The sequence below is a fragment of the Pseudomonas sp. UBA7530 genome (assembly GCF_002479365.1).
Lineage (GTDB): Bacteria > Pseudomonadota > Gammaproteobacteria > Pseudomonadales > Pseudomonadaceae > Aquipseudomonas.
In genome coordinates, this window is record NZ_DLMS01000001.1 from 183,157 (window position 1) to 208,164 (window position 25,008).

Consider the following 25,008-nt stretch of genomic DNA (forward strand, 5'->3'; position numbering starts at 1 on the left):
ATGAAAAAAGACGATTGCCCGGTGGTGGTGATCTGCGGGGCCAGCGCCGGTGTCGGCCGGGCCACCGCGCATGCTTTCGCTGCCGCGGGCTATGCCGTCGGCTTGCTGGCCCGCAGCGAGGAAGGATTGGCAGCAGCGACATCGGAGCTGCAGGCCTACGACGTCCCGACCCTGGCGATCAGCGCGGATGTGGCCGATGCCAATGCCCTGGCGCTGGCGGCACAACGTTTCGAGGCCGAACTCGGCCCCCTCGACGTCTGGGTCAATTCGGCGATGGTCACGGTGTTCGCTGCGATCGAGCAGTTGACGCCAGAGGAAATCAGGCGCGTTACCGAGGTGACCTACCTCGGCGCCGTACATGGCACCCTGGCGGCGCTACCGCTGATGCGCACACGGAATCGCGGGGTGATTATCCAGGTCGGTTCGGCACTCGCCTATCGCGCCATCCCTCTGCAGTCGGCCTATTGCGCAGCGAAGTTCGCGCTGCGCGGCTTCACCGACTCGCTACGCTGCGAACTCATTCACCAGCGCAGCGAGGTCAAGGTCTGCATGGTGCAGCTGCCGGCGATCAACACGCCGCAGTTCGACTGGGCGCGCAACAAACTGGGTCAACGCGTGCAACCCGTGCCGCCCATTCATGACCCCGGTGTCGCAGCGCGCGCCATTTTCAGCGTCGCGAATGCACCTCCACGGGAACTCTGGGTCGGCCTGCCCACCGTCAAGGCCATCATCGGCAATCAGTTCTTTCCGGGCCTGCTCGACCGTCTCCTTGCGCGTCGCGCCTGGCAAGGCCAGCTGAGCGAGGGCCAGTCAGAAACGGCAGGCGACAACCTTTTGGAAAGCATCGATGGTCTGCACGAGGTGCGAGGACGCTTTACCCGCAGGTCGCGCGGACACGCCCTGGCCCTGAGCTCGGCACGAGTGACCGCCCTGCTGGGAACCTGCGCAGCCTTACTGGTGTTGTTGCTGATCTGACGGCGCAGATCATGGCGCTTCGGCGCCGAGCCGGTCCCACATGGCGCGGATCAGGCGCTGGCGGTTGGCATACCCATCCCACGGGTCATGGCGCAGCCCGTCCAGACGCTGCTGCAGATTGGCGACCGTCCACTGCTGGGCGCTGCGCAGGCCGTCAAGCTCGTCCCGGGCGATCGGCACCGAAACCGGCAGGCCGGGACGCGCGCGCACCGAGTAGGCCGATACCGTACTGGCACCGCGACCGTTGCGCAGATAGTCGATGAAGATTTTCCCCACTCGGTTCTTAGGCCCCGACGTCGCGGTAAAACGCTCGGGTAATTGTTTGGCCATGAACTGCGCCAGGGCCTTGGCGAAGCCCTTGACCGTATCCCAGTCGGCGTGCCGGGCAAGCGGCACGATGATGTGCATGCCTTTGCCGCCGCTGGTCTTGAGAAAAGCCTGCAGGCCCAGCTCGTCGAGCACGCTCAGGGTCAGCCGGGTCGCCTCCAGCATGCTGCGCCACGGCAACGCCGGGTCCGGGTCGAGATCGAGTACGAAATGATCGGGCGTTTCGATGCGGTCGCTGGTAGCGCCCCAGCGGTGAAATTCGATGCAGCCCATCTGCGCTGCACCGACCAGGGCCGGCACGCTGTCGATTTCCATCAGCCGCGCGTGGCCGGGGTCCAGCTTGGGGTCGAGGTGTTTGATGTTGGGGATCGCCAGGCGCTCGGCATGCTTCTGGAAAAATTGTTCCCCCTCTACCCCGTCCGGCGCCCGCACCAGCGACACCGGCCGGTTGCGCAGGTACGGCAGCAACCAATCGGCGATATCCGCATAGAACTGGGCCAGCTGCAGTTTCGTCGTGCCGCTTTCCGGGTCGATCACCCGCTGCGGATTGCTGATCGGCACGCCGGCCACTACCGGCTTGGCGGATGACTTGCGCGAACTTTCTGCCTTCTTGGTTTGTTTCTCCGCTGCGGCGCCTGGCGCACGCGGATGCTCACGAACGATCTGCGCTGCCGGCTTGTCACTTCGCAAGGCGATGAAGCTGGCTTGGCGCACGATGCCTTCACGCGTCCATTCGGCGAACTCGACTTCACCGACCAGTTGCGGCTCGACCCAGCTCACACCGCGGGCCTGGGCAGCCGTCAGTTTCCGCTCGAGTGGCGATTTATCTCGTGCCAGCTTGCGCAATTGCTCATGCAGGGTCTTGAGCGACGCTTCCCCGAACCCGGTGCCGACCCGCCCGGCATAACGCAACCCCTCCGCCTCGTTCACCGCCAACAACAGCGCGCCGAAGCCGCTGCGGCTGCCCTGCGGCTTGGTGTAGCCGACGATGACGAACTCCTGGCGCAGGCGGCATTTGAGCTTGATCCAGTCGGCGCTGCGTCGCGACACGTAGAGGCTGCCCGAGCGCTTGCCGATGACGCCTTCCAGCGACATGGCGCAGGCGCTCTCGACGATGTCCCGGTGATGGGCGGTGAAGGCCTCGGAGAAACGCAGCGGGCTGCGCCGCGTGCTGCCCAAGGCAGTCTTGAGTTGGGCGCGCCGAGTTTCCAGGGGCTCCTCGCGCATGTCCTCGCCGTTGAGAAACGGCGCATCGAACAGGTAGTAGATGAGATCGTGGCTGCGGCCGATGTCGAAGGCGTTCTGCAGTTGCTGGAAGTCCGGCAGGCCTTGCTCATTGAGGGCCACGACCTCGCCGTCGAGCCAGCTGTCGCTCAGGCCCAGCTTGGCCAGAGCCTTGGCCTGCTGTGGCAGGCGCTCCGTCCAGTCATGGCCATTGCGGGTGAACAGACGCACTTCATCGCCGCGCACTCGCGCCAGGATTCGATAGCCGTCGAACTTCACCTCATACAACCAGTCGCCTTCGGGCGGACGCTCGGCTAGGGTCGCCAGTTGCGGCGCCAGGCTGTCAGGGAACTCCGCCTGCGTCTTGCGACTCCCTGCCGGCTTGGCCGGCGCCTTGCGCTTGGCCGTTTTGCTCGGACCACCGACCAGCGCGCCGCTGATCACGCTTTGCGGCTGCGCCTCGACGATGTCGTACTCGTCGCTGGGCCGCGCGGTGTCGTCGCGCTCCTTGATCAGCAGCCACTGCTCCTTGTCGCTGCTGCCGCGTAGCCGGGTGCGCACCAGCGTCCAGTCCCCGGCCAGCTTCTCGCCCACCAGGGTGAACTTGAGCTTGCCGGCCTTGTAGGCGGCCGCCGGATCGCCTTGGGGCTGCCAGATGCCATGGTCCCAGACGATCACGTCGCCCGCACCGTAGTTGCCCTCGGCGATGCTGCCCTCGAAGCTGGCGTAATCCAGCGGGTGATCCTCGACATGCACTGCCAGGCGCTTTTGCGTCGGGTCCAGGCTCGGCCCCTTGGGCACCGCCCAGCTCTTCAGGGTGCCGTCCAGCTCAAGGCGAAAGTCGTAGTGCAGGCGGCGCGCATCGTGCTTCTGCACCACGAAGCGCAGCGCACCGGCCTTGCTGCGGCGCTTGCGCGGTTGCTCGCGGGGTTCGCTGGTCTGCTCGAAATTGCGTTTGCGGTTGTATTCGCTCTGCGCTCTGGCCATGGTCGGTATCCCGGCTTATTTGCGTGCAGTCTTGGGGCTCTTGCGTGGGGTGCGGGCCTTGGGCTTGGCTTTCGACTTGCTATCGGGCTTGCCACCCAGGCTGCGTTTGAGCAGTTCGGTCAGGTCGATGACATCGGCGCTGCGCCGCTCCTCCTCGCCCTCGACACGCTCGACGTTCTCGATCTTGCCAGCCTTGGCCTTCTTCTCCACCAGCGCCATGATGCGATCCTGGAAGCTGTCCTGATATTCCTCAGGCTGCCAGTCGCCGCTCATGTCCTTGATCAGGCGCTTGGCCATGTCCAACTCGCTTTTGGCCAGCTTGGGCTTGGTTACCGAATCATCCAGCTCCAGCGTCTCCAGCCCACGCACTTCGCTCGGCCAGCGCAGGATCACCAGCACCATTGCCGAGTCGATCGGCATCAGCGCCGCCAGGTGCTGGCGGGTGTGCAGCACCACATGAGCCAGGGCCACCTTGTCGGTGCTGCTCAGCGCTTCGCGTAGCAGCGCATAGACCTTTTCACCCCGACGATCCGGCGCCAGGTAATACGGCTTGTCGATGTGCTGCAGGGGAATCTGCACGCTGTCGACGAAGGCGAAGATATCGATGGTCTGCGTCGATTTGGGGTGCGCTTCGCGAATCTCTTCTTCGCTGAGCACCACGTAGCGGCCCTTCTCGTAGGCCACCCCCTTGACGATGTTTTCCTTGGTCACTTCCTTGCCGGTGACCTTGTTCACCCGCTTGTAGCCGACCGGGTCCATGCTGCGCTTGTCCAGCCAGTCGAAATCCACGCCCTGGGTCGATGTGGCCGACACCAGGGCAACGGGGATATGAACCAGACCGAAACTGATGGCGCCTTTCCAGATGGCCCTAGGCATGGCGTTCGTCTCCGTACTGAGCGTGGCCGGCGCAAATGGCCGGCGCCGTCGAACTCTCAACGGTCATCTGACCTTCCTCTTCTCACCCGTGCCGTTACTTGCTGTGCTCCGGCGAGGACGGCGGCGGGCTCATGCCACGCGGCCCGAACAAGCCCCACAGGCCCAACCCCAGTATCGGGAACAGCACGATCACCAGTGACCACATGGCTTTTGTCTCTACACCCTTGTCGCTGCGAAAGACGCTGACGATGGCCCATAGGTCGAGCAGGATGATGATCACGCCGAGCGCAATGAATAGCAGACTGATTTCACCGGACATCTCGAAATTCCTCCGCGCAGGTCCATACAGTTGTGTCCGCGCCCAGAGCCTGCGGTTCAGAGAAAATTCGCTCGAATGATTGGCTCCGGCCAGGCATCGAATGCCACATGCGAGCTATGAGGTGATGCCAATGAGCTTTTTCGTTCTGCCCCAACAGCGCTGCCCACGCCTGTGGCGGGTGGCGCCATGAGCGATGTCCGCATCGGTATTTCCGGCTGGCGCTACGCGCCCTGGCGCGGCGACTTCTACCCCAAGGGGCTGGTCCAGCGGCGTGAACTGGAATTCGCCTCGCGTGAGGTGAACAGCATCGAGATCAACGGCTCGTTCTACGGCCTGCAGACGCCCGAGCGCTACAGCAACTGGGCAGCGCAGACGCCCGATGACTTCGTCTTCAGCGTCAAGGCACCGCGCTTCATCACCCACGTGCGCCGTCTGGTCGACATCGACGAACCGCTGGCCAACTTCTTCGCGTCCGGCCTGCTGGGGCTGAAGGAAAAACTTGGCCCCATCCTCTGGCAGTTTCCACCCAGCTTCCGCTTCGACGAGGAGCTCTTCGCCGAATTCGTCGCCAAACTACCGGCCGATACCGACCAGGCCCGCAGCCTCGCCCGTCACGCCTCCGCCCGACTGCACGTGGCCGGCTACCTGGACGCCGCAGCGGATCGCCCATTGCGCCATGCCGTGGAAATCCGCAATGCCAGTTTCTGCGATCCGGCGTTCATCAAACTGCTACGCCAGCACGGCATCGCCCTGGTGGTGGCGGACACAGCGGGTAAATGGCCTTATACGGAGGACATTACCGCCGACTTCCTCTACCTGCGCCTGCACGGCGATGCCGAGTTGTATGTCAGCGGGTATTCGCCTGAAGCCCTGCAGCATTGGCAGCAGCGCATCGAAACCTGGACCGCCGGCGGGCAACCCGGCGATGCCCGGCTGATCGACGAGGCACATAAACCCCGCCGAACGGCGCGCGATCTTTACTGCTACTTCGATAACGACGTAAAGGTCCGGGCTCCCTATGACGCGCGCGACCTCCAGCAACGGCTGCAGCGAAGCGCAGAATCAGGCTGACAGCGCGCGGTCATCCTCACTCAGTGCACGGCTTCGCCAATCGCCTGGATCAGCTGCCAGGCTCTGGGGGATAGCTCCTGCGGTTCGAGCGCGTCCAGCAGATTCTTCACGGCCAGCCCCAGGTCGGTGTCGCCCTCGATCACCAGGTGACGGCGAAAGAACAGGGTATCCGGATCTTCCCGGCGGCTGGCCAGTAGAAGGAAGTCGCGCCAACTGCCGCGAATGGTCACGTCCACTGCCTCTCGGCGCCGTACCAATAGCTTGGTGCCGACGCAGCTCACGCACCAGACCAGGCCCAGGTCGCTGATTTCGATGCGCAGCCAACGGCCCGCCAGCAGATCGAACGCACCCTCGGCCAGTGGCTTGGCGAACAACCGGGCCGCCGCGCTTTCGATCAGCCGGCGCTGTACGGCAAAGGGGACGTATTGCCCGAGTGGCAATAGCGGCGTGCCCAGTTTCACCAGTCGTTGGGCCAGGGTCATGAGTTCAGCCCCTGCGCCGTCAGCATGCCCGGAAGGCCATGCCAGTAACCGTTGCAACCACTCACTGCCAGGGGCGGCAGGCCTCCGTCGCGCACCGCGGCGAAATCCCCGATTACCTGCGCCATACCTTCACTACGCGGGCTCAGGCGCAGGACGTCCACCCCGCTATCGGCAAGGGCCGGGTAGTCGGCCAGGAGATTGCTGACCTCTGCAGACAGGGTCTGGATGCCATTGAGGGTGAACAACGGCTGCGCCTCCTGGCTGAGCAGCGCGATGCCCTCGGGGTAGTTCTGGCAGCAGAACTGGCAGTCATCCTTGGGCCGGTTCTCCGCCCGCGCCGTGAAGCAGCGCGCCGAGTAGGCCAGTGGTAGATGGCCGTAGGCGAACAGCTCGACTTCCGGACGTTCTATCTGCAGGGCATCGAGTTGTTGCAGGCAATCGTGCAGCAGTTGTCCGGAGCACTCCACGGGTGGAACCCAGCGTTGCAGCCCGCACTTCATCAGCTCGTGCAAGGCATGGGCGTTGTACAGGTTCAGCGCCGGCCCGGCGACGAAAGGCAGGCTTCGCTCGGCGAGCAGCTGTACCGCCCCCATGTCGTTGGCCTCTACCCGCAATTCGTCGTTGTCGCAAAGGCGGCGCAGGCTGGCCAGTTCGGAGGCTGCCTCGACCAGCGCCAGGCCGGACAGCACCAGCTCGGCGCCGGTGCATGTGCGCAGTTCGCGGGCCAGTTGCAGCCAGTCGTCCAACGACAGCGCGCGGCGCTTGGAGCAAACCGTTTCGCCCAGGTAAATGATATCGAGCGGTTGTTCGGCCATCTCGGCATAGAAGTCCAGCAGCTTGCTGCGACTCCAGTAGAACAGGACGGGGCCCAGACTCAGTTTCATAGCTTCCTCATTGCCAGGATCGATGATAGGCGCCAAGCGTGGTCTGGCTGCCTTCGGACAGCCGCGCCAGGTCCTCGCGCCAGCGTTCCTGGACGACGAAATGGCCTGCGGCATGGGCATCCAGCGCTTCGCGCCAGACCCGAGTAACCTGCTCGACATACGCCGGACTGCGCTGGCGTCCCTCGATCTTCACCGCGGCGATGCCCATCTCGGCCAACTGCGGAATCAGATCGATGGTGTTGAGGCTGGTAGGCTCTTCCAGCGCGTGGAAGCGCTGACCTTCGACCAGGAAGCGCCCCTTGCACAGGGTCGGATAGCCAGCCGGCTCGCCCTGCGCATAACGGTCGATCAACACGCCGCCCAGACGTGAATTCAGGCCCTGGGCATCTTCCTGCCAGCGCACGGCCTTGGCCGGCGAACAGACGCCGCACAGATTGGGAGACTCGCCGGTAACGTAGGACGACAGGTGGCAGCGCCCCTCAGCCATGATGCACAGGCTGCCGAAGGCGAAGACCTCCAGCGGCACGCTGCTCTTTTCCGCGACCTGGCGCACCTGGGCCAGCGACAGTACCCGCGGCAGCACGGCCCGGCGAATGTTGTAGCGCTGCTGGTAGAACGCCAGCGCAGCAGCGTTAGTGGCAGAGCCCTGCACCGAGAGGTGCAGGTTGAGGTCGGGATGATGGCGACTGGCATAGGCCAGCACACCCGGATCGGCGGCAATCAGCGCGTCCACTCCGAGTGCGGCGGCCTGGTCCACGGCGCGCTGCCAGCGCTTCCAGCCCTGCGCCTGCGCGTAGGTGTTGACCGCGACATAGAGCTGACGGCCGCGCTGCCGGATGAGCTGCAAACCCATGTCCAGCTGACGGTCATCCAGATTCAGGCCGGCAAAATGACGGGCGTTGGTGTCATCGCGAAAGCCCACGTAGATGGCATCCGCCCCCTGATTCAGCGCGGCCTTGAGGGCGGGAAGACTTCCCGCGGGACAGACCAGATGCATGATTCGACTCCTGCTTCGACAGCGAGGCGCCACTCTAGGCGACGCATCGCAGCGGTCGCCTTGACTGCGATCAAGTCGGTCCGGCCGTTGCCTCACGGCGCCGAATGCGCCGAAACTTGATATCGATCAAGGCCGCCACAACTGGCGCCACTAGGCTTGAGAGGACGACAAGCCAGGCAGGAAACGCTGAAATGGCCAAGAAGTTTCCCTTGCACCCGAGCCGCCCCGATCGCATCTGCTGGGGCTGTGATCGATATTGCCCCGCTGATTCGCTGGCCTGCGGCAATGGCGCCGACCGCACCATGCACCCGGTCGAGATGCTCGGCGATGATTGGTATGAGCACGGAGATTGGGGGATGGACATTGCGGAAGCGAAAGAGAAAGCCCCTGACGATGTCACCCAGGTGCGCCTGGTGTCTCTGGAATAAAGCCCTTGCGGTCTAGCGCTGCGTAAATGCAGTGCATCACCTGCTGTTCGCAATCAAAGAAGGTTCAAACGCCTTGCCAGCTTGCGCAGATTGCTCGGATCGACGGCCAGCGCCCGGGCTGTGGCGGCCCATTTGCCGCCGTGCTCGTCCAGCGCGTTGCGGATCAGCTCTCGCTGATAGCGATCCACACTCTGCTGCAGGCTCTCGCTGGATATCAGCGCTGGCGTTGCAGGGGCGCTTGCCTGCAGCGCGACCGGCCCCTCCAGCCCCAACCAGGAAGCACCGATACTGAGCAAGGCGGTACGCGACTCGGCCTGGCTCAATACCTTGAGCGCAGCCCTGCTGATCACATGCTCCAGTTCGCGCACGTTGCCTGGCCAGCAATAGCCCAGCAGCGCTTCCTCGGCATCGGCCGACAGGCGCAGGCAGCGCAGGCCCAGGCGCGCGCGGTTGAGCTCGAGAAAGTGCCCGGCCAGCAGCAGGATGTCTCTGCCCCGCTCGCGCAAAGGTGGGATATGCACCGGGTAGACCGACAGACGATGATAGAGGTCGGCCCTGAATCGCCCCTCACGAACCTCTTCCCACAGCCGTCGGTTGGTTGCAGTGATTACCCGGACATCGACATGTCGCGTGCGGTCCGAGCCCAGGCGCTGGATCTCGCCATTCTGCAGGGCACGCAGCAACTTGGCCTGGATCGACAGCGGCAGCTCGCCGATCTCGTCGAGAAACAGCGTGCCGCCGCTGGCGGCCTCGAAGCGCCCGGGGCGATCCTGCGTGGCGCCGGAGAACGCGCCGCGCACATGCCCGAACAGCTCGCTTTCCGCCAATGTCTCTGGCAGCGCTGCGCAGTTCACGTACACCAGCGGCTTGCGCGCACGAGGCGAATGGGCATGCAGCCAACGGGCGAACAGTTCCTTGCCGACGCCGGTTTCGCCCTGCAGCAACACCGGCAATTCGGACTCAGCCACCACGCCGAGTTCGTCGAGCAACTGGGTGAGGATTGGGCTGTCGCCCAGAATCATGCCCGCCGCCTCGTCACCCTCCTCGCCCGGCTCACTGCGTACCAGACGCAGGCTGCGAATCTCGTTCTCCAGTCGACAGGTCCGCAGCGCCGCCTCGATCAACAGGCCATAGCGCTGCAGCCGTTCGCCGGCGCGGCGGTCGAAGGTGCCGGGGCGCAAGGCATCGAGCGTCACCGCGCCCCACGTACGACCATCGACCACCAGGCTCATGCCCATGCAGTCGTGCACCGGTAGCGGCTCGTCCGGGCTGTGCTGCAACAAGCCATCGTAAGGATCGGGCAGCTCGCTATCGGCCGGAAACTGTACCGGCGCGCGCTGCTCCATGATCCGCGCCAGACGCGGGTGCCTGGCAACTGCGAAGCTGCGCCCCAGAGTTTCGTGGCTGAGCCCGACCGCAGCCTGAGGCCGCAGGTTGTCGCCATCCAGGCGCAATAGCACCACCGCACTGCAGGCGAAGACTTCACGCAGGCTGACCACCAGCCGCTGCAGGCGTACAGCGCTGGGCAACTCGCCTGTCAGGTCGGCGAGCAAGGTGTTCTGCAAGGGAGTGAAATCTACCATTTCGGGTGCCCCGGACCTGATTCGTGGCGGGTAGATTAGACCTGTAAGCCGCGCGAGCCCTTGATTGCCGTCAAGTCTTGCCCCGGCACGGTGTTTGCGATGGGCACAGGCACAAACCAGCCTGAAAGGAGCCACGCATGGCCAGCCAACTGCTCGACCACACCCTCGGCCACATCGCCTGCAACATCCCCGGTGCAACCCGGGTTCTCCATGAATTCCACCTCGATTTCTGCTGCGGCGGCCAGAAGAGCCTGCGCCAGGCAGCACAGGAGCGCGGCATCGATGCCGAACAGGTACAACGGCAGCTGCTTTCGCTCGACGGCGAAATAGGGAATGAAAAAGATTGGCGCACGGCGCCGCCGGAGCAGCTTATCGAACACATCCTGGAGCGCTACCACGGCGTCCATCGCCAGCAATTGCCGGAGCTGATCCGCCTGGCCGCCCGTGTCGAACAGGTGCATGGCGGCCGTGAACACTGCCCGCTGGGCCTGACGGACCTGCTGATGAATCTGCTACAGGAACTGGAAAGCCACATGCAGAAGGAGGAGCAGATTCTCTTTCCGATGATCCAGCGCGGCGGTGGTGTGATGCTGGGTGCGCCGGTTTCGGTAATGCGCTATGAGCATGACCAGCACGGCGATGCCCTGGAGCGCCTGGTGGCGTTGACCAACGGCATGCAGCCGCCCGCCAACGCCTGCAACACCTGGCGAGCGCTTTACGGTGGGCTGGATGAACTACGCCGCGACCTGATGCAGCACATCCATCTGGAGAACAACCTGCTGTTCCCCCGCGCGTTGGGTGAGCCGGTCTGCTATCAATAAGCACCTGCCGCCGCGCGCCCCAAGCAGGGGTGCGCGGCGGCAGTGAGGTCACTTGTTTTTCTTGCCCCTAGCCCGGATGACCATCGACACGCGGCCGACACAGCATGGGCCCGTAGCAGTAAAGATACTGTGCAAAGGCCAGGCTCCAGGCCAGGGCTGCCAGCCAGAGCGCCGGCTGGTAGGCGAAGGACACGCCAAAGACCCTGACCAACGCGGCCAGATTGAGCGCGACGAAGGCGATGGCGAAACCGCGTGGCAACTGTAGCGCACGCCCCGTGTGGCCCAGCGACACCCGTGCCAGCATGGCCAGGATCAGGCCGCCCATGGCACCGATGGTCAGCCCATGCAATGCCTGGCTGAAGGACAGCGGAGCGCCCAACTGCGACGCCGCAAGCGCAAGGCAAGCCACCACCAGCCAGGCATAAGCCAGGTGCAGCGACCACAGCAGCGGCACCCGCAGCAGACCGGCATCGAACCAGCGGCACAGGCGAATGCCGTGACCCAGCCCCAGAGCCAGCAGCAGGATCGCGGAGAACCAATGAGGCTGCAGCAGCAGTCCGGCAGCAGTGAGCACTGCCATTAGCACGCTGCCGACCAGCAGGGCCATATCCAGCCAGACCCAGGGCTGCACCGCCTCTGTCCGGCCCAGCCCCCGTTGGGTGAAGAAGGGAATCACCCGCCCGCCGATCACCGTCATCATCGCGGCCACCAGCCAGATGGCTGCCAGGCAGCCCTGGCGTTGCCAGGTCTCGTGCCCGAACACCACGCCGAACAGACTGAGCAGATCCGCCGCAGCCAGCAATGCAAGCACCAGCACGATCGGGTAATTGCGCCGCTGGCGTACCGCCCAGAGCAGCCGGGCCATGACTACCGCGACCGCGAGTAGAAACGCCACGTTGGTCGCCAGTAGCAACCAGGCCGAAGGCAGCCACCAGCTCAGACGTCCCAGCAGCCAGAGCGCGACCAGCCAGCCCAGCGGCCTGCCCGATAGGCTCGGTCGCCCCGTCCAGGTCTGCACCGCGGTCAGCAGGAAGCCCGCGATGATGGCCCCGGCGAAGCCGAACGTCTGCTCGTGGCGGTGCCAGGCCAGCCAACCACCCTGTGGCTCGGCGATAGGACCGCCGTAGAGCGCCACGATCCACAGCGGCACGGCCAATACGGCCAGTCCCGCGCCGAACAGAAAGAAGGGGCGAAAGCCCAGGCGCAGGATCGCCGGAATCGCCAGGGCCTTGCGCTTATCGGTAATCAGCATGTTGCCTCCTCCCCCGCCCGGATCGAGGCGCAGGGGTTACTAGAATGTCGGGGCGTTGGTATTCGAGCGGCCCCATGGTGTTTCCGGCAGGCTTTCAGCAATTGGCCTAGGCCGCGCGCAGTTCGAAACGTTCGAACAGTTGCTCGAAATAAGGCCAGAGTTCTGCCGCCTGCGGTGGGGTGGCAGCAGTACCCAACTGCTCGTCGAGCATCCGCTGCGAGCGAGCCAGTTGCACTGCGAAGCGGCGTACGCCTTGAGCCGCCAGGCGTTCGCCCAAACGCCGCAGGTGCCGGCAATCGAACAGCCCCCAATGCACCGTGGTGCGGCATTCGTAGCTCACACCGCTTGCCAGCAGCAGCTCCAGGCTTTTCCAGTTGGCCTGGCCGCTGCCGCTGACGCCGGTGATCAGGGCCGCCTCTTCCTCCAATGCCTTGACGTCGAAACCGACCCAGTCGCAATGCGCCAGTGCGCGTCCGAACGAAGCCGGTTTGATCCCGGCGCTGTGCAAGCCGACCTTGAAACCCAGCTCGCGCACCCGACGCATGGCCGACGGCAAGGCCAACTGCAGCGTGGCCTCGCCACCGGAAAACACGACCGCCTGCAGCAGTCCCTGGCGCTGCTGCAGGAAATCCAGCACCTTGGCCCAGCTCCAATCGGTGTTCGTTGCACCGCAGCGGATCAGCTCCGGGTTGTGGCAATAGCGGCAGCGCCATGCGCAGCCCTGGCAGAACAGTACGCAGGCCAGGTGATCGGGGTAATCGAGGGTCGTCATCGGCTGCAATCCGCCAATGCGCAACGCTTGGTGGGTAGGATGCAAAGGGGTTGCAGGCATGGCCGTCGCTCCGGGCATGAAGATGACGAAGCCCGGGCCATGGCGATGGCCCGGACTCGCGGCGCAATCAGCGTGGCTCGACGAAATGCTGGCGCTCGCGATGCTCCGACTGCTTGCCGAGGTTGAATGCCGTCACTGGGCGGTGGTAACCCATCACCCGGGTCCAGACCTCGCAGCGCTGACGCTGGGCTTCGGGAAGTTTCAGCTGTGCATTCATGGTGTCGCTCCTTGTGGTGGGTAATAGCTCTTCAGCCGCCGCAGGCGCCGCAGCACTGCTGTTTCTGCAGCAGCGCCTCGTCGCACTTCGGGCAGAACTCATGTTCACCGGCCAGGTAACCGTGCACCGGGCAGATGGAAAAAGTCGGGGTTATGGTCAGGTACGGCAGGCGGAAGCGCGACAGCGCCGTGCGCACCAGTTGCTTGCAGGCCTGCGCCGAGGAAATCCGCTCGGCCATATACAGGTGCAGCACGGTGCCGCCGGTGTACTTGCATTGCAGCTCGTCCTGCAGGGCCAAGGCCTCGAAGGGATCGTCGGTGAAACCGACAGGCAGTTGCGAGGAGTTGGTGTAGTAAGGCGCCTCGACCGTGCCAGCCTGGAGGATATCGGGGAAGCGCTTCTGGTCCTCCTTGGCGAAGCGGTAGGTAGTGCCCTCGGCCGGCGTCGCTTCGAGGTTGTAAAGGTGACCGCTACGCTCCTGGAATTGCACCAGGCGCGCCCGCACATGATCGAGCACATGCAACGCCAGCTCACGACCCAGCTCGGTTTGCATGCCTTCACGGTCATCGCTGAAGTTGCGCAGCATCTCGTGCAGGCCGTTCACGCCGATGGTGGAGAAGTGATTGCGCAGCGTGCCCAGGTATCGCCGGGTGTAGGGATAGAGCCCTGCATCCATGTGGTGCTGAATGACCTTGCGTTTGACCTCCAGACTTTCGTACGCCATGTCCAGCAGCGCATCCAGGCGCTGTAGCAGGCCGGGCAGATCCTGCCGATGGCGATAGCCCAGGCGCGCGCAGTTGATGGTCACCACGCCAAGAGATCCGGTCTGCTCCGCCGAGCCGAACAAGCCGTTGCCGCGTTTCAGTAGCTCACGCACGTCCAGTTGCAGGCGGCAGCACATCGAACGCACCTGATTGGGCTGCATGTCCGAATTGAGGAAGTTCTGGAAGTACGGCAGGCCATAGCGCGCAGTCATGTCGAACAGACGTGTGGCGTTGTCGCTGTCCCAGGGGAAGTCGTGGGTGATGTTGTAGGTCGGGATCGGGAAGGTGAACACCCGCCCTTTCGCGTCGCCCGCCATCATCACCTCGATGTAGGCGCGATTGATCAGCTCCATCTCGCCCTGCAGGTCGCCGTAGCAGAACGGCATCTCATGGCCACCGATCACCGGCACCTGCTCGCGCAGATCCTCGGGGCAGACCCAGTCGAAGGTCAGATTGGTGAAAGGCGTCTGTGTCCCCCAGCGCGACGGCACGTTGAGGTTGTAGATGAACTCCTGAATGGCCTGGCGGATTTCGTCGTAGCTCAGGCCATCCTTGCGCACGAACGGCGCCAGGTAGGTATCGAACGAACTGAACGCCTGAGCGCCGGCCCATTCGTTCTGCAGGGTACCGAGGAAGTTGACCATCTGCCCCAACGCGCTGGACAGATGCTTGGGCGGCCCTGCCTCGACCCGCCCCGCGATGCCATTGAAACCCTCATGCAGCAACGTGCGCAGCGACCAACCAGCGCAGTATCCGGCCAGCATGTCGAGGTCGTGGGTATGCAGATCGGCCTCGCGGTGCGCCCGGCCGACCTCCTCGCTGTATACCTCGTCCAGCCAGTAGTTGGCCGTCACCTTGCCGGATACGTTGAGGATCAGCCCGCCCAGTGAATAGCCCTGGTTGGCGTTAGCCTGCACACGCCAATCCTCGCGTGACAGGTATTCGTTCATCGACGCAGCCACATCGATCAGGTGCTTGCGGTCTCGTCGCAGACGGCCATGCCGCTCGCGGTAGACGATATAGGCGCGTGCGGTCTGATAGTAACCGGCCTCCATCAGCACCTGCTCGACCCGGTCCTGGACCTGCTCCACTTCCAGGCTGCGGAACTCCACCAGACGTGCCATTACCGCGTCGGTCAGCGCCCTGGCCTCAATCGCCGCGAATTCCCCCGTTGCCTGGCCAGCAGCGGTGATCGCACGCTCTATCTTGGCGGCCTCGAAAGGCACTTCCTGGCCGTCGCGCTTGAACAGCGACTGCGGTCGGTAAGGAACACGCTCCTTATACATCCAGCACCTCCTGGCACATCATCTAGTTTAAAAATAGAGAAAGAACACAAGATGATGTGGAATCTACGCTTCGGAGGCCGGTTTAAAATTGATCGTGATCAAGTTTGTCGGGCGCTGGCGGTCACCTCCTTTCGATTGATAAGGTCAAGCAAATTTAATCCAAAGACAAAAATATGCTATAAATTGATCCACAGACGCAAAGAAGAGTTCTATATGACTGCTACAGCCCTCCAGGTTCAGGACTTCTCGAAAAGCCAGTGCGCAGCCGGCCTGCGCGCGGCGTTGAACATTCTCGACAAGTGGAAGGCCTCAGCCGAACAGGCCTGCCGAGTGCTACGAATCTCCCGCAGCACCTACACTCGCGCCAGTCAGAAGGACTCGTCCTGGACGGTAAACCTGGACTCCGATCAGATGCAGCGCATCAGCCTGGTGCTGAACATCCATGCTGCATTGCGCGTGGTGTTCGACAACCCCGATAACGTCTACGGCTTTGCCCTGATGGAGAACCACAACGAGTTCTTCAACGGCCGCACGCCAATGGAAGTCATGGCGCAAGGCGACATGATCTCGTTGTACGAGACGTTCCGGCGCATCGACACCCTGCGAGGTGCTCAGTGGTAATGCTCAGCGACCTACCGCTGCTGGATGATGAGCCGGTGCAGGCCTATCGTCTGGTCAACTCCAAGTTCCCGCCCATCGCCCTGTTCGATGATGTCGCCGACGCAGAGGACTTCGAAGCCCTCTATCAGATCCAGGCGCTGACCAATCCACGACTGCAGAACGAGATTGGTCGCCTGGAGCTGATCCCGCGCGATCAGATTCCCTTCGGCATTACCGGCTGCTCGTACGCGACGGCCCCCTTCACTCACGTCAACCCGGCTGGCTCGCGCTTCAGCAACGGCAGCTTCGGCGTGCTGTACCTGGCGGACAGGATGGATACCGCCATTGCCGAGGTGTGCTACCACCAGGAAAATTATTGGTCGAAGGTACCGGAACTCAACTATGAGCGCTTCGTCTTCCGCGGGCTAACAGCCAACTTCAGCGAAGCCGGGTTGAGAGACGCGACGGTCGTGCCGCTGTCGGACCCCATCTATGCGCCAGGTGACTATGCCCACTCCAACCAGCTGGGGACCGAGGCCAAAAGCGCAGGATGCATGGGCCTGCGCTATCACTCGGTGCGCTCTGCCGGCAATATCTGCTGGGCGCTGATGACGCCGCGCCCTGTGACCTCGATCATCCAGAGCGCGCACTACGAAATGATCTGGAGCGGCCAGGTGATCAGCGTCAATCAGATCACGACGTTGATTGGCGCCTAGGTTTGCCGGATATGGACAAGCAGAACGCCTTGGTCGCCATTAACCCGCGCCAAACCACTTTTCGCCAATTTCAGAATGGGAAATAAGAGACCGCCATAAATGACAAAACCGGCCAGAGTGCCGGTTTAGATTGCTTATAGAGACAGAGAGAAACAGATGAATGGTGCCCGAACCCGGACTTGAACCGGGACGACCTTTCGGTCGAGAGATTTTAAGTCTCCTGCGTCTACCGATTTCGCCATTCGGGCGGTAGCGCTGTGCGAAGGGCGGACTATATACAGCCCTCCGCGTCCTCGCAAGGCGTGCAAAAGCACAGCTGCGAGAATGAAAAAGGCCTCGTAAATCATGGATCTACGAGGCCTTTAAGATTGGAGGCTGAGGTCGGAATCGAACCGGCGTTCACGGATTTGCAATCCGGTGCATAACCACTCTGCAACTCAGCCATGAAGCAAACGAGCCGCCTTGGCGACTCGTGTAAAACTGGAGCGGGAAACGAGACTCGAACTCGCGACCCCGACCTTGGCAAGGTCGTGCTCTACCAACTGAGCTATTCCCGCTTGTCTTGTCGACGGGCGCCATTCTATAGAATCGAACCGCGCCGTCAACCCTTTGATTCAAAAATACTTATTTCTTTTCCGAGGTAGTGCTGAGGTGCGGCCAGGCCGCCAGCAGGTACTGCAGCATCGACCACAATGTCAGCACCGCCGCGATCACCAGCAGGATATATCCGACCACCACCCAGAAGGTGAACACAGGCGGATTACCAAGGAGGATGACCAACGCCAGCATCTGCGCCGCGGTTTTCCATTTGCCGAGGTTGGATACTGCCACGTGCGCCCGGGCTCCTAGCTCGGCCATCCACTCTCGCAAGGCCGACACAACAATCTCACGACCGATGATGATCGCCGCAGCCAGGGTCAGCCAGAGATTGGAATGTTCGGCAGCCAGCAGCACCAGCGCTACTGCCACCATCAGCTTGTCCGCTACCGGATCGAGGAAGGCGCCGAAAGGCGTACCTTGCTCCCAGCGACGCGCCAGATAGCCGTCGAGCCAGTCGGTCGCGGCAGCAACGGCGAAGACGCCGCTGGCCGCCCAGTAGCTCCAGGAGAATGGCATGTAGAACAGCAGGATGAAGACCGGAATCAGCGCGACCCGGAGCACGGTAAGCAAGTTGGGGATATTCATCGGCACAACTAGGCTGCGAAGTGAACGGGCATTCTACTCACTGTGCAGAGTGTCATAAATCAACTCGGCGAGCTTTTTACTGATTCCCGGCGCTTTGGCAATTTCTTCGGCGCTGGCGCGGGAGAGTTCCTGTAGACCACCGAAGTGATTGAGCAGTTCACGCCGCCGCTTTGGGCCGATCCCGGCGACCTCTTCCAGCGTCGAGGTACGCCGCGTCTTGCCTCTGCGTGCGCGGTGCCCGGTGATCGCGAAGCGGTGCGATTCGTCACGAATCTGCTGGATCAGGTGCAGTGCCGGCGAGTTGCCGGGCAAGGTGAACTCATGCTCGGCATCGTTGAGGTAGAGCACTTCGAGACCGGGCTTGCGCGTCGTGCCCTTGGCCACGCCAAGCAGGATCAGATCCGGCACCGCCAGCTCCTGCAGCACCTCACGGGCCATCGCCAGCTGGCCCTTGCCGCCGTCCACCAACAGCACGTCAGGCAGCTTGCCTTCGCCATCCTTGATCTTGCTGAAGCGACGTGTCAGGGCCTGGTGCATGGCAGCGTAGTCATCGCCGGCAGTCACGCCCTCGATATTGAAGCGGCGGTAGTCGGACTTTAGCGGCCCTTCGGGGCCGAACACCACGCAGGAAGCGACCGTCGCCTCGCCGCTGGAGTGACTGATATCGAAGCACTCCATGCGCTGCGGCGGCTCGTCCATTTCCAGCACGGTCGCCAGCGCCTCGAAGCGTTCAGCAAGGTGCTGCCGGTTGGCCAGGCGAGCAGCCAGCGCCTGTTCGGCATTGGTGACGGCCAGTTGTTGCCAGCGCGCTCGCGTGCCACGCACGCGCAAGCTGATGCTGAGGCTGCGCCCACGCAGCGATTCGATGGCCTCGATCAGGGTGGCGAAGTCTTCATGCTGCACGTTGACGATCAGCTCGCTGGGCAAATCGCGCTCGGCGTTGCCCAGGTAGTACTGAGCGAGGAAGGCCATCAGCACATCGCCGCCCTCCTCTTCAATCGCCACCTGCGGGAAGAAATTCTTGCTGCCGAGCACGCGGCCGCCGCGCACGCTGATCAGGTGCACGCATGCGCCGCCCGGCGTGAGCATTACGGCCACCACATCGACATCGCCGCTGCCGCCTTCCATGCTCTGCTGGTCCTGTACGCGCCGCAGCATGGCGATCTGGTCGCGCAACTCGGCAGCGCGTTCGAACTCCAGGGCCATTGAGGCCTTTTCCATGCTGGCAGAGAGTTCCTCGCTCAATGCATTGCTGCGGCCGTCGAGAAACATTACCGAGTGGCGCACGTCTTCGGCGTATTCCTCCGGGCTGACCAGGCCGACGCAGGGGCCTTTGCAGCGTTTGATCTGGTACTGCAGGCAGGGGCGCGTACGGTTTTTGTAGTAGCTGTCCTCGCACTGACGAACCAGAAAGGTCTTCTGCAGCAGGCTCAGACTCTCGCGAATCGCCAGGGCGCTGGGGTACGGACCGAAATAGCGCCCCTTGGCTTTCTTGGCGCCACGATGGATGCCGAGGCGTGGGAATTCGCCGTCAGAGAGGAATACATAGGGATAGGACTTATCGTCGCGCAGCAGGATGTTATACGGCGGCCGCCATTCCTTGATCAACGTCTGCTCTAGCAGCAGCGCCTCGGTCTCGTTGGCAGTGATGGTGGTTTCGATCTGTGCGATGCGTGCGACCAGGGCGGCCGTCTTGGGCGCCTGACCGGTCTTGCGGAAATAACTGGCGAGACGCTTCTTGAGGTTCTTCGCCTTGCCGACATAGAGCAGGCGAGCCTCGCCATCGAACATGCGATAGACGCCAGGGCGACCGCTGCAGGTCGCCAGGAAGGCACTCGAATCGAAGGATGCAGACATCTTCAGCTGACGGCGTCGACCATGCCGTGGCGTACCGCAAGCAGGGCCAGCTCGACGTCGCTGGTAATGGAGAGCTTCTCGAAGATGCGGTAACGGTAGGTGTTGACCGTCTTCGGCGACAGGCACAGCTTGTCCGAGATGTTCTGCACCTTGTGGCAGTTGGCGATCATCAGTGCGATCTGGATTTCGCGCTCGGACAGAAGATCGAACGGCGAGCCGCTGGTTTGCGGCTGGAAGGATTTCAGCGCCAGTTGCTGGGCGATCTGCGGGTCGATGTAGCGCTGGCCGGCGAACACCAGGCGAATGGCCTGCACCATTTCATCCAGCGCGGCGCCCTTGGTCAGGTAACCGGCGGCGCCAGCCTGCAACAGGCGAGTCGGGAATGGATCTTCCTCGCACACGGTGACCGCGACGACCTTGATATCGGGGTGGCTGCGCATCAGTTTGCGAGTGGCTTCCAGGCCGCCGATGCCAGGCATCTTGACGTCCATCAGGACCACATCGGGCTTGAGTTCGCGAACCTTGAGAAGGGCCTCTTCGCCGGTGCAGGCTTCGCCCACCACTTGCAGACCATCGATATCGGCCAGCATGCGGGTGATGCCCGTGCGAACCAGATCGTGATCGTCGACTACCAGGACCCTAATCAATCGCCACCTCGTTGCACCTTGTCAGCCACCGTGCAACGACGGTGAGGTTGAACTTGCCGGCCACCTTAGCAAAAAGCCAGGCACTGACCTAGCTTGGCGCACAGCAGTCAAAAAGCAAGCGCCAGATTAGGATCAGAAATCGCGTCAAGGCAATAGGGAGAATTGGCGGAAGCGGTGAGATTCGAACTCACGGATAGTTGCCCATCGACGGTTTTCAAGACCGTTGCCTTAAACCACTCGGCCACGCTTCCAAACGCTGAGCAGGGAGGATGAGATTTCAACCTCCGCTGCAGTGCGGGCGGCAATCTTACCGGAACGCAACACACTGTCAAACTCTCTGTCTTGGCACTTGGATTGGCTCTGTTATGATCCGGGCATTCGATTATCGGATCCTCGTGCCACAGGAGCGTCGCCATGCAAGAGCGAGACTACGTACTGAACCATTCGCAGGCCGACCAGCTGGAAGTCAGCAAGGTCTTGCGCAACACTTACGGCCTGCTGGCCATCACCCTGGCTTTCAGCGGCCTGGTCGCCTTCCTCAGCCAGCGCGCCAATGTGCCCTACCCGAACTTCTTCGTGGTACTGATCGGCTTCTATGGCCTGTTCTTCCTCACCTACAAGCTGCGTGACTCGGCCTGGGGCCTGGTTTCCACCCTCGCCCTGACCGGCTTCATGGGCTACACCCTCGGACCGATCCTCAACCGCTACCTGGGCATGGCCAACGGTGCCGAGGTGATCAGCTCGGCGTTCTCCATGACCGCGCTGGTGTTCTTCGGCCTGTCCGCGTACGTGCTGACCACCCGCAAGGACATGAGCTTCCTCAGCGGCTTCATCACCGCCGGTTTCTTCGTCCTGCTCGCCGCCGTACTGGCCAGCTTCTTCTTCCAGATCAGCGGTCTGCAACTGGCGATCAGCGCCGGCTTCGTGCTCTTCTCCTCGGTCTGCATCCTGTTCCAGACCAGCGCCATCATTCATGGCGGTGAGCGTAACTACATCATGGCCACCATTAGCCTGTACGTGTCGATCTACAACCTGTTCATCAGTCTGCTGCAGATCTTCGGTATCATGGGCGGCGACGACTGATCACGGTTCGTCCCCCTTGGAGCCCGCTTCGGCGGGCTTTTTCTTGCGCGTGATTCTTTGTTTGCCGGGCACCCTGGCCTTATCATTGCCGCAGTTTTGCCTCGCCGGACACTCCATGAAGTTTGCCATCGCCCTGTTCGCCGCTCCTCACCAGCCTGCCTCGCGGCGCGCGCTGCGCTTTGCCCAGGCAGCGTTGGCTGGCGGCCACGAGATCGTTCGCCTGTTCTTCTATCAGGACGGCGTGCACAGCGCCGCCAGCAATGTCGTGACCCCGCAGGATGAGCTGGACCTGCCCCGAGATTGGCGCGAGTTCGTCTCGAGCAACGGGTTGGACGCCGTGGTGTGTATCGCCGCGGCACTGCGGCGCGGCGTGCTGAACGCTGAAGAGGCGCAGCGCTATGCGCGCCCGGCAGCCAATCTGCAAGCGCCCTGGGAGCTTTCCGGCCTCGGCCAGTTACACGAAGCGGCGCAGCAGGCCGACCGACTGATCTGCTTCGGAGGCAACTGAATGAACAAGTCGCTGCTGATCATCAGCCGCCAGGCGCCCTGGAGCGGCCCTGGCGCGCGCGAGGCGCTGGACATCGCGCTGGCTGGCGGTGCCTTCGATCTGCCCATTGGCATGCTGTTTCTCGATGACGGCGTCTTTCAGCTCAACGCCGGGCAGCAGCCTGGCCAGTTGCAGCAGAAAGATCTCGGCGCCAACCTCCAGGCCCTGCCCATGTTCGGCGTAGAGAGCCTGTACGCCAGCCAGCGCAGCCTCGTCGAACGCGGCCTTGGCGACGCCGAATTGAACCTGCCGGTAGAGCGCCTCGACGACGGCGCCCTGACCGCCCTCCTCGATCGTTACGACCAGGTGATCACCCTCTGATGGCCACCCTGCACATCCTTTCCCATTCGCCTTTTGCCGACAGCCGCCTTGCCAGTTGCCTGCGCCTGCTGGGCGGCGCCGACGCGCTGCTGCTCAGCGGCGATGCGGTATACGCGCTGCAACCCGGCACCGCCAACCTGCAAGCGCTGCAGCTGATGCCCGCCAGCGTCATGCTCTACGCGCTGGAAGAAGACCTTGCTGTGCGCGGCCTGCAATCGCCCGAGCGCGTGCAGGTCGTGGATTACCCGGCATTCGTCGAGCTCTGCACCCGCTACGCCAAGGTCAACAGCTGGTTATGAACAGCTTGAACGTCGGCGGACGTGATATCGCCCTGGACAAGGATGGCTACCTGGTCGAGCGACAGGACTGGTCGCGCCCCGTTGCCGAAGCGCTGGCCGCTGCAGAAGAACTGCAACTGACCAATGAGCACTGGGAAATTCTCGACCTGCTGCGCGCCTTCTACGATGAGTTCCAGTTGTCGCCGGCCAACCGCCCGCTGATCAAATACGTGGCGCTCAAGCTCGGCCCCGACAAGGGCAACAGCCTGCACCTCAACCGCCTGTTCAAGGGCACGCCCGCCAAACTCGCCGCCAAGCTCGCCGGCCTGCCGAAACCGACCAATTGCCTATGAACCTGATCACGCCCGAAGAACACCCTTTCGCCCAGTTCGTGCGCACGCTTGGCAAGGGCAAGCGCGGTGCACGCGGCCTGACTCGCGAGGAAGCCCGCGAAGCCATGGGCATGCTGCTCGACGGCAAGGTCGAGGACACTCAACTCGGCGCCTTCCTGATGCTGCTGCGGCACAAGGAAGAAAGCGCCGAGGAGCTTGCCGGTTTCACCGAAGCCATCCGCCCACGACTGGCCGCGCCCGCCATCCAGGTCGACCTGGACTGGCCCAGCTACGCCGGCAAGAAGCGTCACCTGCCCTGGTATTTGCTGGCGGCCAAGGCGTTGGCCGCCAGCGGCGTGCGCATCTTCATGCACGGCGGCGGCGCGCATACCGCCGGGCGCCTGTATACCGAGCAGCTGCTGGCAATGCTGGATATCCCCTGCTGCCGTGACTGGCAAAGCGTGGCAGTCGCGCTCGACCAACACGGCCTGGCCTACAGTTACCTGGGTGACTGGATGCCAGCGCTGCAGCGCATGATCGACTTGCGCAACACCCTCGGCCTGCGCTCGCCGATTCACTCCCTGGCGCGCATCATCAACCCGCTCGGTGCCAGCTGCGGACTGCAGAGCATCTTTCACCCCGGCTACCAGGCCGTGCACCGCGAGGCCAGTCGACTGCTGGGCGACGAGGCCATCGTGATCAAGGGCGAAGGTGGCGAGATCGAGGTCAATCCGGACGTGGCCTGCCATCTGTACGGCACGTGTAACGGCGCGGACTGGGACGAGGAATGGCCAGCGCTCTCGGCACAGCGCCACGTCAAGCCCGAGCGGCTCGATCCGGACGTACTGGGCGCGTTCTGGCGGGGCGAGCAAGAGGACGCCTACGGCCACCTGGCCGTGATCGCCACCATGGCCACCGCACTACGTGGGCTGGGCATGGCCCGCGATGAGGCTTTCCAGCAAGCGCAGCAACGCTGGGATACACGCTTTCAATCTAACTGATCGATCTTTTCAGCCAGATTTTTCCACCTTTCAATCAACTTCATAACGCTAGACTTGAGGTTCATTCAGAACGGAGGCAAGCGTTATGGGCTTGTTGATCGATGGACGCTGGCATGACCAGTGGTACAACACCGGCAACAGTGGCCGCTTCCAGCGCGAAAGCGCGCAACGCCGCAACTGGGTAACCGCAGACGGCAGCCCTGGCCCCAGTGGCAACGGCGGCTTCAAGGCCGAAGCGGGCCGCTATCACCTTTACGTTTCGCTGGCGTGCCCTTGGGCGCACCGCACGCTGATCCTGCGCAAACTCAAAGGCCTGGAATCGCTGATCGACGTCTCGGTGGTCAGCTGGCTGATGCGCGAGCATGGCTGGACCTTCGACCGTGAAACCGGCTCCAGCGGTGACCACCTCGACAACCTGAGTTACATGCACCAGCGCTACACGACCGACGACCGCAACTACACCGGCCGCGTGACCGTACCTGCGCTGTGGGACAAACAGAGCGGCGGCATCGTCAGCAACGAATCAGCGGAGATCATCCGCATGTTCAACAGCGCATTCGACGGCCTGACCGGCAATAACCTGGACTTCTACCCCGAGCCGCTGCGCGAACGTATCGACCAGCTCAACGAGCGCATCTACCCGGCGGTGAACAATGGCGTCTACCGCGCCGGTTTCGCCACCACTCAGGAAGCCTACGAAGAAGCCTTCGACGAGCTGTTCGCCATGCTCGACGAACTGGAATCACTGCTCGATGAGAATCGCTACCTGGCAGGCGAGTACCTGACCGAAGCGGACATTCGTCTGTTCACCACGGTGATTCGCTTCGATGCCGTCTATCACGGGCACTTCAAGTGCAACCTGCGGCGCATCGAGGATTACCCGAACCTTTCCAACTGGCTGCGCGAGCTGTATCAGTGGCCGGGTATCGCCGAGACGGTGGACTTCACTCATATCAAGTCGCACTACTACGCCAGCCACGCCACCATCAACCCGACCGGGATCATTCCCAAGGGGCCGCTGCAGGACTTCACGCGTGCGCATGATCGCCAGCGTCTGCCCGGCAAAGGTGTGTGGCAAGAAAGCTGAGAGCTAGGTCGTAGGGTGGATGACGCTTT

The 25,008-nt window shown here is 63.0% G+C and carries 27 protein-coding genes and 4 tRNA genes; 13 read left to right on the forward strand and 18 right to left on the reverse strand.

Annotation, left to right across the window (positions count from 1 at the left end):
* The gene (locus B2U07_RS00885; protein WP_275545041.1) at nt 1-975 is read left to right on the forward strand and encodes an SDR family oxidoreductase; all 975 of its coding nucleotides are present in this window, start codon (nt 1-3) and stop codon (nt 973-975) included.
* Between the two features lie 9 nt (nt 976-984).
* On the opposite strand, the gene ligD is transcribed toward B2U07_RS00885, so the two are convergent.
* The 3 genes from ligD to B2U07_RS00900 all read right to left on the reverse strand — a co-directional run bounded on the left by ligD (nt 985) and on the right by B2U07_RS00900 (nt 4,708).
* Nucleotides 985-3,513 carry a DNA ligase D gene (gene ligD / locus B2U07_RS00890; RefSeq protein WP_275545040.1) on the reverse strand — a complete coding sequence of 843 codons (2,529 nt, stop codon included), beginning with the start codon at nt 3,511-3,513 and terminating at the stop codon, nt 985-987.
* Nucleotides 3,514-3,528: 15 nt separating this feature from the next.
* Entirely contained in the window at nt 3,529-4,389 is an 861-nt protein-coding gene (locus B2U07_RS00895; protein WP_275545039.1) for a Ku protein, read from the reverse strand.
* Nucleotides 4,390-4,483: 94 nt separating this feature from the next.
* Nucleotides 4,484-4,708, reverse strand: a complete 225-nt coding sequence (locus B2U07_RS00900) for a PLDc N-terminal domain-containing protein (protein WP_197855657.1) — start codon at nt 4,706-4,708, stop codon at nt 4,484-4,486.
* 186 nt (nt 4,709-4,894) lie between these two features.
* Here B2U07_RS00900 and B2U07_RS00905 point away from each other — a divergent pair, with 186 nt between their 5' ends.
* Nucleotides 4,895-5,779, forward strand: a complete 885-nt coding sequence (locus tag B2U07_RS00905) for a DUF72 domain-containing protein (protein WP_275545038.1) — start codon at nt 4,895-4,897, stop codon at nt 5,777-5,779.
* A gap of 20 nt (nt 5,780-5,799) precedes the next feature.
* On the opposite strand, the gene ubiT is transcribed toward B2U07_RS00905, so the two are convergent.
* Genes ubiT through ubiU form a run of 3 tightly spaced genes read right to left on the reverse strand, consistent with a single transcriptional unit; the run spans nt 5,800 to nt 8,142 of the window.
* Nucleotides 5,800-6,261, reverse strand: a complete 462-nt coding sequence (ubiT, locus tag B2U07_RS00910) for a ubiquinone anaerobic biosynthesis accessory factor UbiT (RefSeq protein WP_197855655.1) — start codon at nt 6,259-6,261, stop codon at nt 5,800-5,802.
* A complete protein-coding gene (locus tag B2U07_RS00915) occupies nt 6,258-7,145 on the reverse strand; it encodes a U32 family peptidase (protein WP_275545037.1) in 888 nt (295 codons plus the stop codon). Before B2U07_RS00915 ends, ubiT begins: the two co-directional genes overlap by 4 nt.
* Before the next feature lie 7 nt (nt 7,146-7,152).
* On the reverse strand, nt 7,153-8,142 hold the full coding sequence (gene ubiU / locus B2U07_RS00920) for a ubiquinone anaerobic biosynthesis protein UbiU (RefSeq protein WP_275545036.1): 990 nt from the start codon (nt 8,140-8,142) through the stop codon (nt 7,153-7,155).
* Nucleotides 8,143-8,333: 191 nt separating this feature from the next.
* On the opposite strand from ubiU, the gene B2U07_RS00925 reads away from it, so the two are divergent.
* Entirely contained in the window at nt 8,334-8,570 is a 237-nt protein-coding gene (locus B2U07_RS00925) for a DUF3079 domain-containing protein (RefSeq protein WP_296275508.1), read from the forward strand.
* Between the two features lie 53 nt (nt 8,571-8,623).
* On the opposite strand, the gene norR is transcribed toward B2U07_RS00925, so the two are convergent.
* Complete coding sequence (gene norR, locus B2U07_RS00930; protein WP_296275510.1) at nt 8,624-10,153, reverse strand: nitric oxide reductase transcriptional regulator NorR; 1,530 nt, start codon at nt 10,151-10,153, stop codon at nt 8,624-8,626.
* Nucleotides 10,154-10,290: 137 nt separating this feature from the next.
* Between norR and ytfE the strand changes: the two genes are divergently transcribed.
* A complete protein-coding gene (gene ytfE, locus B2U07_RS00935; protein ID WP_275545034.1) occupies nt 10,291-10,974 on the forward strand; it encodes an iron-sulfur cluster repair protein YtfE in 684 nt (227 codons plus the stop codon).
* 67 nt (nt 10,975-11,041) lie between these two features.
* Here ytfE and B2U07_RS00940 read toward each other — a convergent pair whose 3' ends face one another.
* From B2U07_RS00940 to B2U07_RS00955, 4 genes are all read right to left on the reverse strand, one after another.
* Nucleotides 11,042-12,226, reverse strand: coding sequence for an NnrS family protein (locus tag B2U07_RS00940; protein ID WP_275545033.1), 1,185 nt, complete (start codon nt 12,224-12,226; stop codon nt 11,042-11,044).
* Nucleotides 12,227-12,332: 106 nt separating this feature from the next.
* Entirely contained in the window at nt 12,333-13,058 is a 726-nt protein-coding gene (locus B2U07_RS00945; protein WP_275545032.1) for an anaerobic ribonucleoside-triphosphate reductase activating protein, read from the reverse strand.
* Nucleotides 13,059-13,125: 67 nt separating this feature from the next.
* Nucleotides 13,126-13,275: an anaerobic ribonucleoside-triphosphate reductase gene (nrdD, locus tag B2U07_RS00950; RefSeq protein WP_197855647.1), complete on the reverse strand. Its 150-nt coding sequence runs from the start codon at nt 13,273-13,275 to the stop codon at nt 13,126-13,128.
* Between the two features lie 31 nt (nt 13,276-13,306).
* The gene (locus tag B2U07_RS00955) at nt 13,307-15,325 is read right to left on the reverse strand and encodes a ribonucleoside triphosphate reductase (RefSeq protein ID WP_296275518.1); all 2,019 of its coding nucleotides are present in this window, start codon (nt 15,323-15,325) and stop codon (nt 13,307-13,309) included.
* Nucleotides 15,326-15,538: 213 nt separating this feature from the next.
* Between B2U07_RS00955 and B2U07_RS00960 the strand changes: the two genes are divergently transcribed.
* A complete protein-coding gene (locus tag B2U07_RS00960; protein ID WP_275545030.1) occupies nt 15,539-15,946 on the forward strand; it encodes an antitoxin Xre-like helix-turn-helix domain-containing protein in 408 nt (135 codons plus the stop codon).
* On the forward strand, nt 15,946-16,641 hold the full coding sequence (locus B2U07_RS00965; protein WP_275545029.1) for an RES family NAD+ phosphorylase: 696 nt from the start codon (nt 15,946-15,948) through the stop codon (nt 16,639-16,641). Before B2U07_RS00960 ends, B2U07_RS00965 begins: the two co-directional genes overlap by 1 nt.
* Nucleotides 16,642-16,802: 161 nt before the next feature.
* On the opposite strand, the gene B2U07_RS00970 is transcribed toward B2U07_RS00965, so the two are convergent.
* The 7 genes from B2U07_RS00970 to B2U07_RS01000 all read right to left on the reverse strand — a co-directional run bounded on the left by B2U07_RS00970 (nt 16,803) and on the right by B2U07_RS01000 (nt 20,581).
* Nucleotides 16,803-16,889, reverse strand: a tRNA-Leu gene (locus B2U07_RS00970).
* Nucleotides 16,890-17,010: 121 nt separating this feature from the next.
* A tRNA-Cys gene (locus B2U07_RS00975) sits at nt 17,011-17,084 on the reverse strand.
* A gap of 38 nt (nt 17,085-17,122) precedes the next feature.
* A tRNA-Gly gene (locus B2U07_RS00980) sits at nt 17,123-17,198 on the reverse strand.
* A gap of 67 nt (nt 17,199-17,265) precedes the next feature.
* Complete coding sequence (gene pgsA / locus B2U07_RS00985) at nt 17,266-17,826, reverse strand: CDP-diacylglycerol--glycerol-3-phosphate 3-phosphatidyltransferase (RefSeq protein ID WP_197855643.1); 561 nt, start codon at nt 17,824-17,826, stop codon at nt 17,266-17,268.
* A gap of 33 nt (nt 17,827-17,859) precedes the next feature.
* Nucleotides 17,860-19,683, reverse strand: a complete 1,824-nt coding sequence (gene uvrC, locus B2U07_RS00990) for an excinuclease ABC subunit UvrC (RefSeq protein ID WP_275545028.1) — start codon at nt 19,681-19,683, stop codon at nt 17,860-17,862.
* Between the two features lie 2 nt (nt 19,684-19,685).
* The gene (gacA, locus tag B2U07_RS00995) at nt 19,686-20,330 is read right to left on the reverse strand and encodes a response regulator transcription factor GacA (protein ID WP_024308165.1); all 645 of its coding nucleotides are present in this window, start codon (nt 20,328-20,330) and stop codon (nt 19,686-19,688) included.
* 163 nt (nt 20,331-20,493) lie between these two features.
* A tRNA-Ser gene (locus B2U07_RS01000) sits at nt 20,494-20,581 on the reverse strand.
* Between the two features lie 163 nt (nt 20,582-20,744).
* On the opposite strand from B2U07_RS01000, the gene B2U07_RS01005 reads away from it, so the two are divergent.
* The 7 genes from B2U07_RS01005 (at nt 20,745) to B2U07_RS01035 (ending at nt 24,979) form a co-directional block, all read left to right on the forward strand.
* A complete protein-coding gene (locus tag B2U07_RS01005; RefSeq protein ID WP_197855641.1) occupies nt 20,745-21,413 on the forward strand; it encodes a Bax inhibitor-1/YccA family protein in 669 nt (222 codons plus the stop codon).
* Nucleotides 21,414-21,528: 115 nt separating this feature from the next.
* Nucleotides 21,529-21,921 carry a sulfurtransferase complex subunit TusD gene (tusD, locus tag B2U07_RS01010; RefSeq protein ID WP_275545027.1) on the forward strand — a complete coding sequence of 131 codons (393 nt, stop codon included), beginning with the start codon at nt 21,529-21,531 and terminating at the stop codon, nt 21,919-21,921.
* Nucleotides 21,922-22,281 carry a sulfurtransferase complex subunit TusC gene (gene tusC / locus B2U07_RS01015; protein ID WP_275545026.1) on the forward strand — a complete coding sequence of 120 codons (360 nt, stop codon included), beginning with the start codon at nt 21,922-21,924 and terminating at the stop codon, nt 22,279-22,281.
* A complete protein-coding gene (gene tusB, locus B2U07_RS01020) occupies nt 22,281-22,580 on the forward strand; it encodes a sulfurtransferase complex subunit TusB (RefSeq protein ID WP_275545025.1) in 300 nt (99 codons plus the stop codon). Before tusC ends, tusB begins: the two co-directional genes overlap by 1 nt.
* Nucleotides 22,577-22,912 (forward strand): TusE/DsrC/DsvC family sulfur relay protein, encoded by a 336-nt coding sequence (locus B2U07_RS01025; protein ID WP_275545024.1) that lies wholly within the window; start codon nt 22,577-22,579, stop codon nt 22,910-22,912. Before tusB ends, B2U07_RS01025 begins: the two co-directional genes overlap by 4 nt.
* Entirely contained in the window at nt 22,909-23,892 is a 984-nt protein-coding gene (locus B2U07_RS01030) for a glycosyl transferase family protein (RefSeq protein ID WP_275545023.1), read from the forward strand. The genes B2U07_RS01025 and B2U07_RS01030 overlap by 4 nt, the downstream gene beginning before the upstream one ends.
* Before the next feature lie 85 nt (nt 23,893-23,977).
* Complete coding sequence (locus B2U07_RS01035; protein WP_275545022.1) at nt 23,978-24,979, forward strand: glutathione S-transferase family protein; 1,002 nt, start codon at nt 23,978-23,980, stop codon at nt 24,977-24,979.
* Nucleotides 24,980-25,008: the final 29 nt, after the last annotated feature.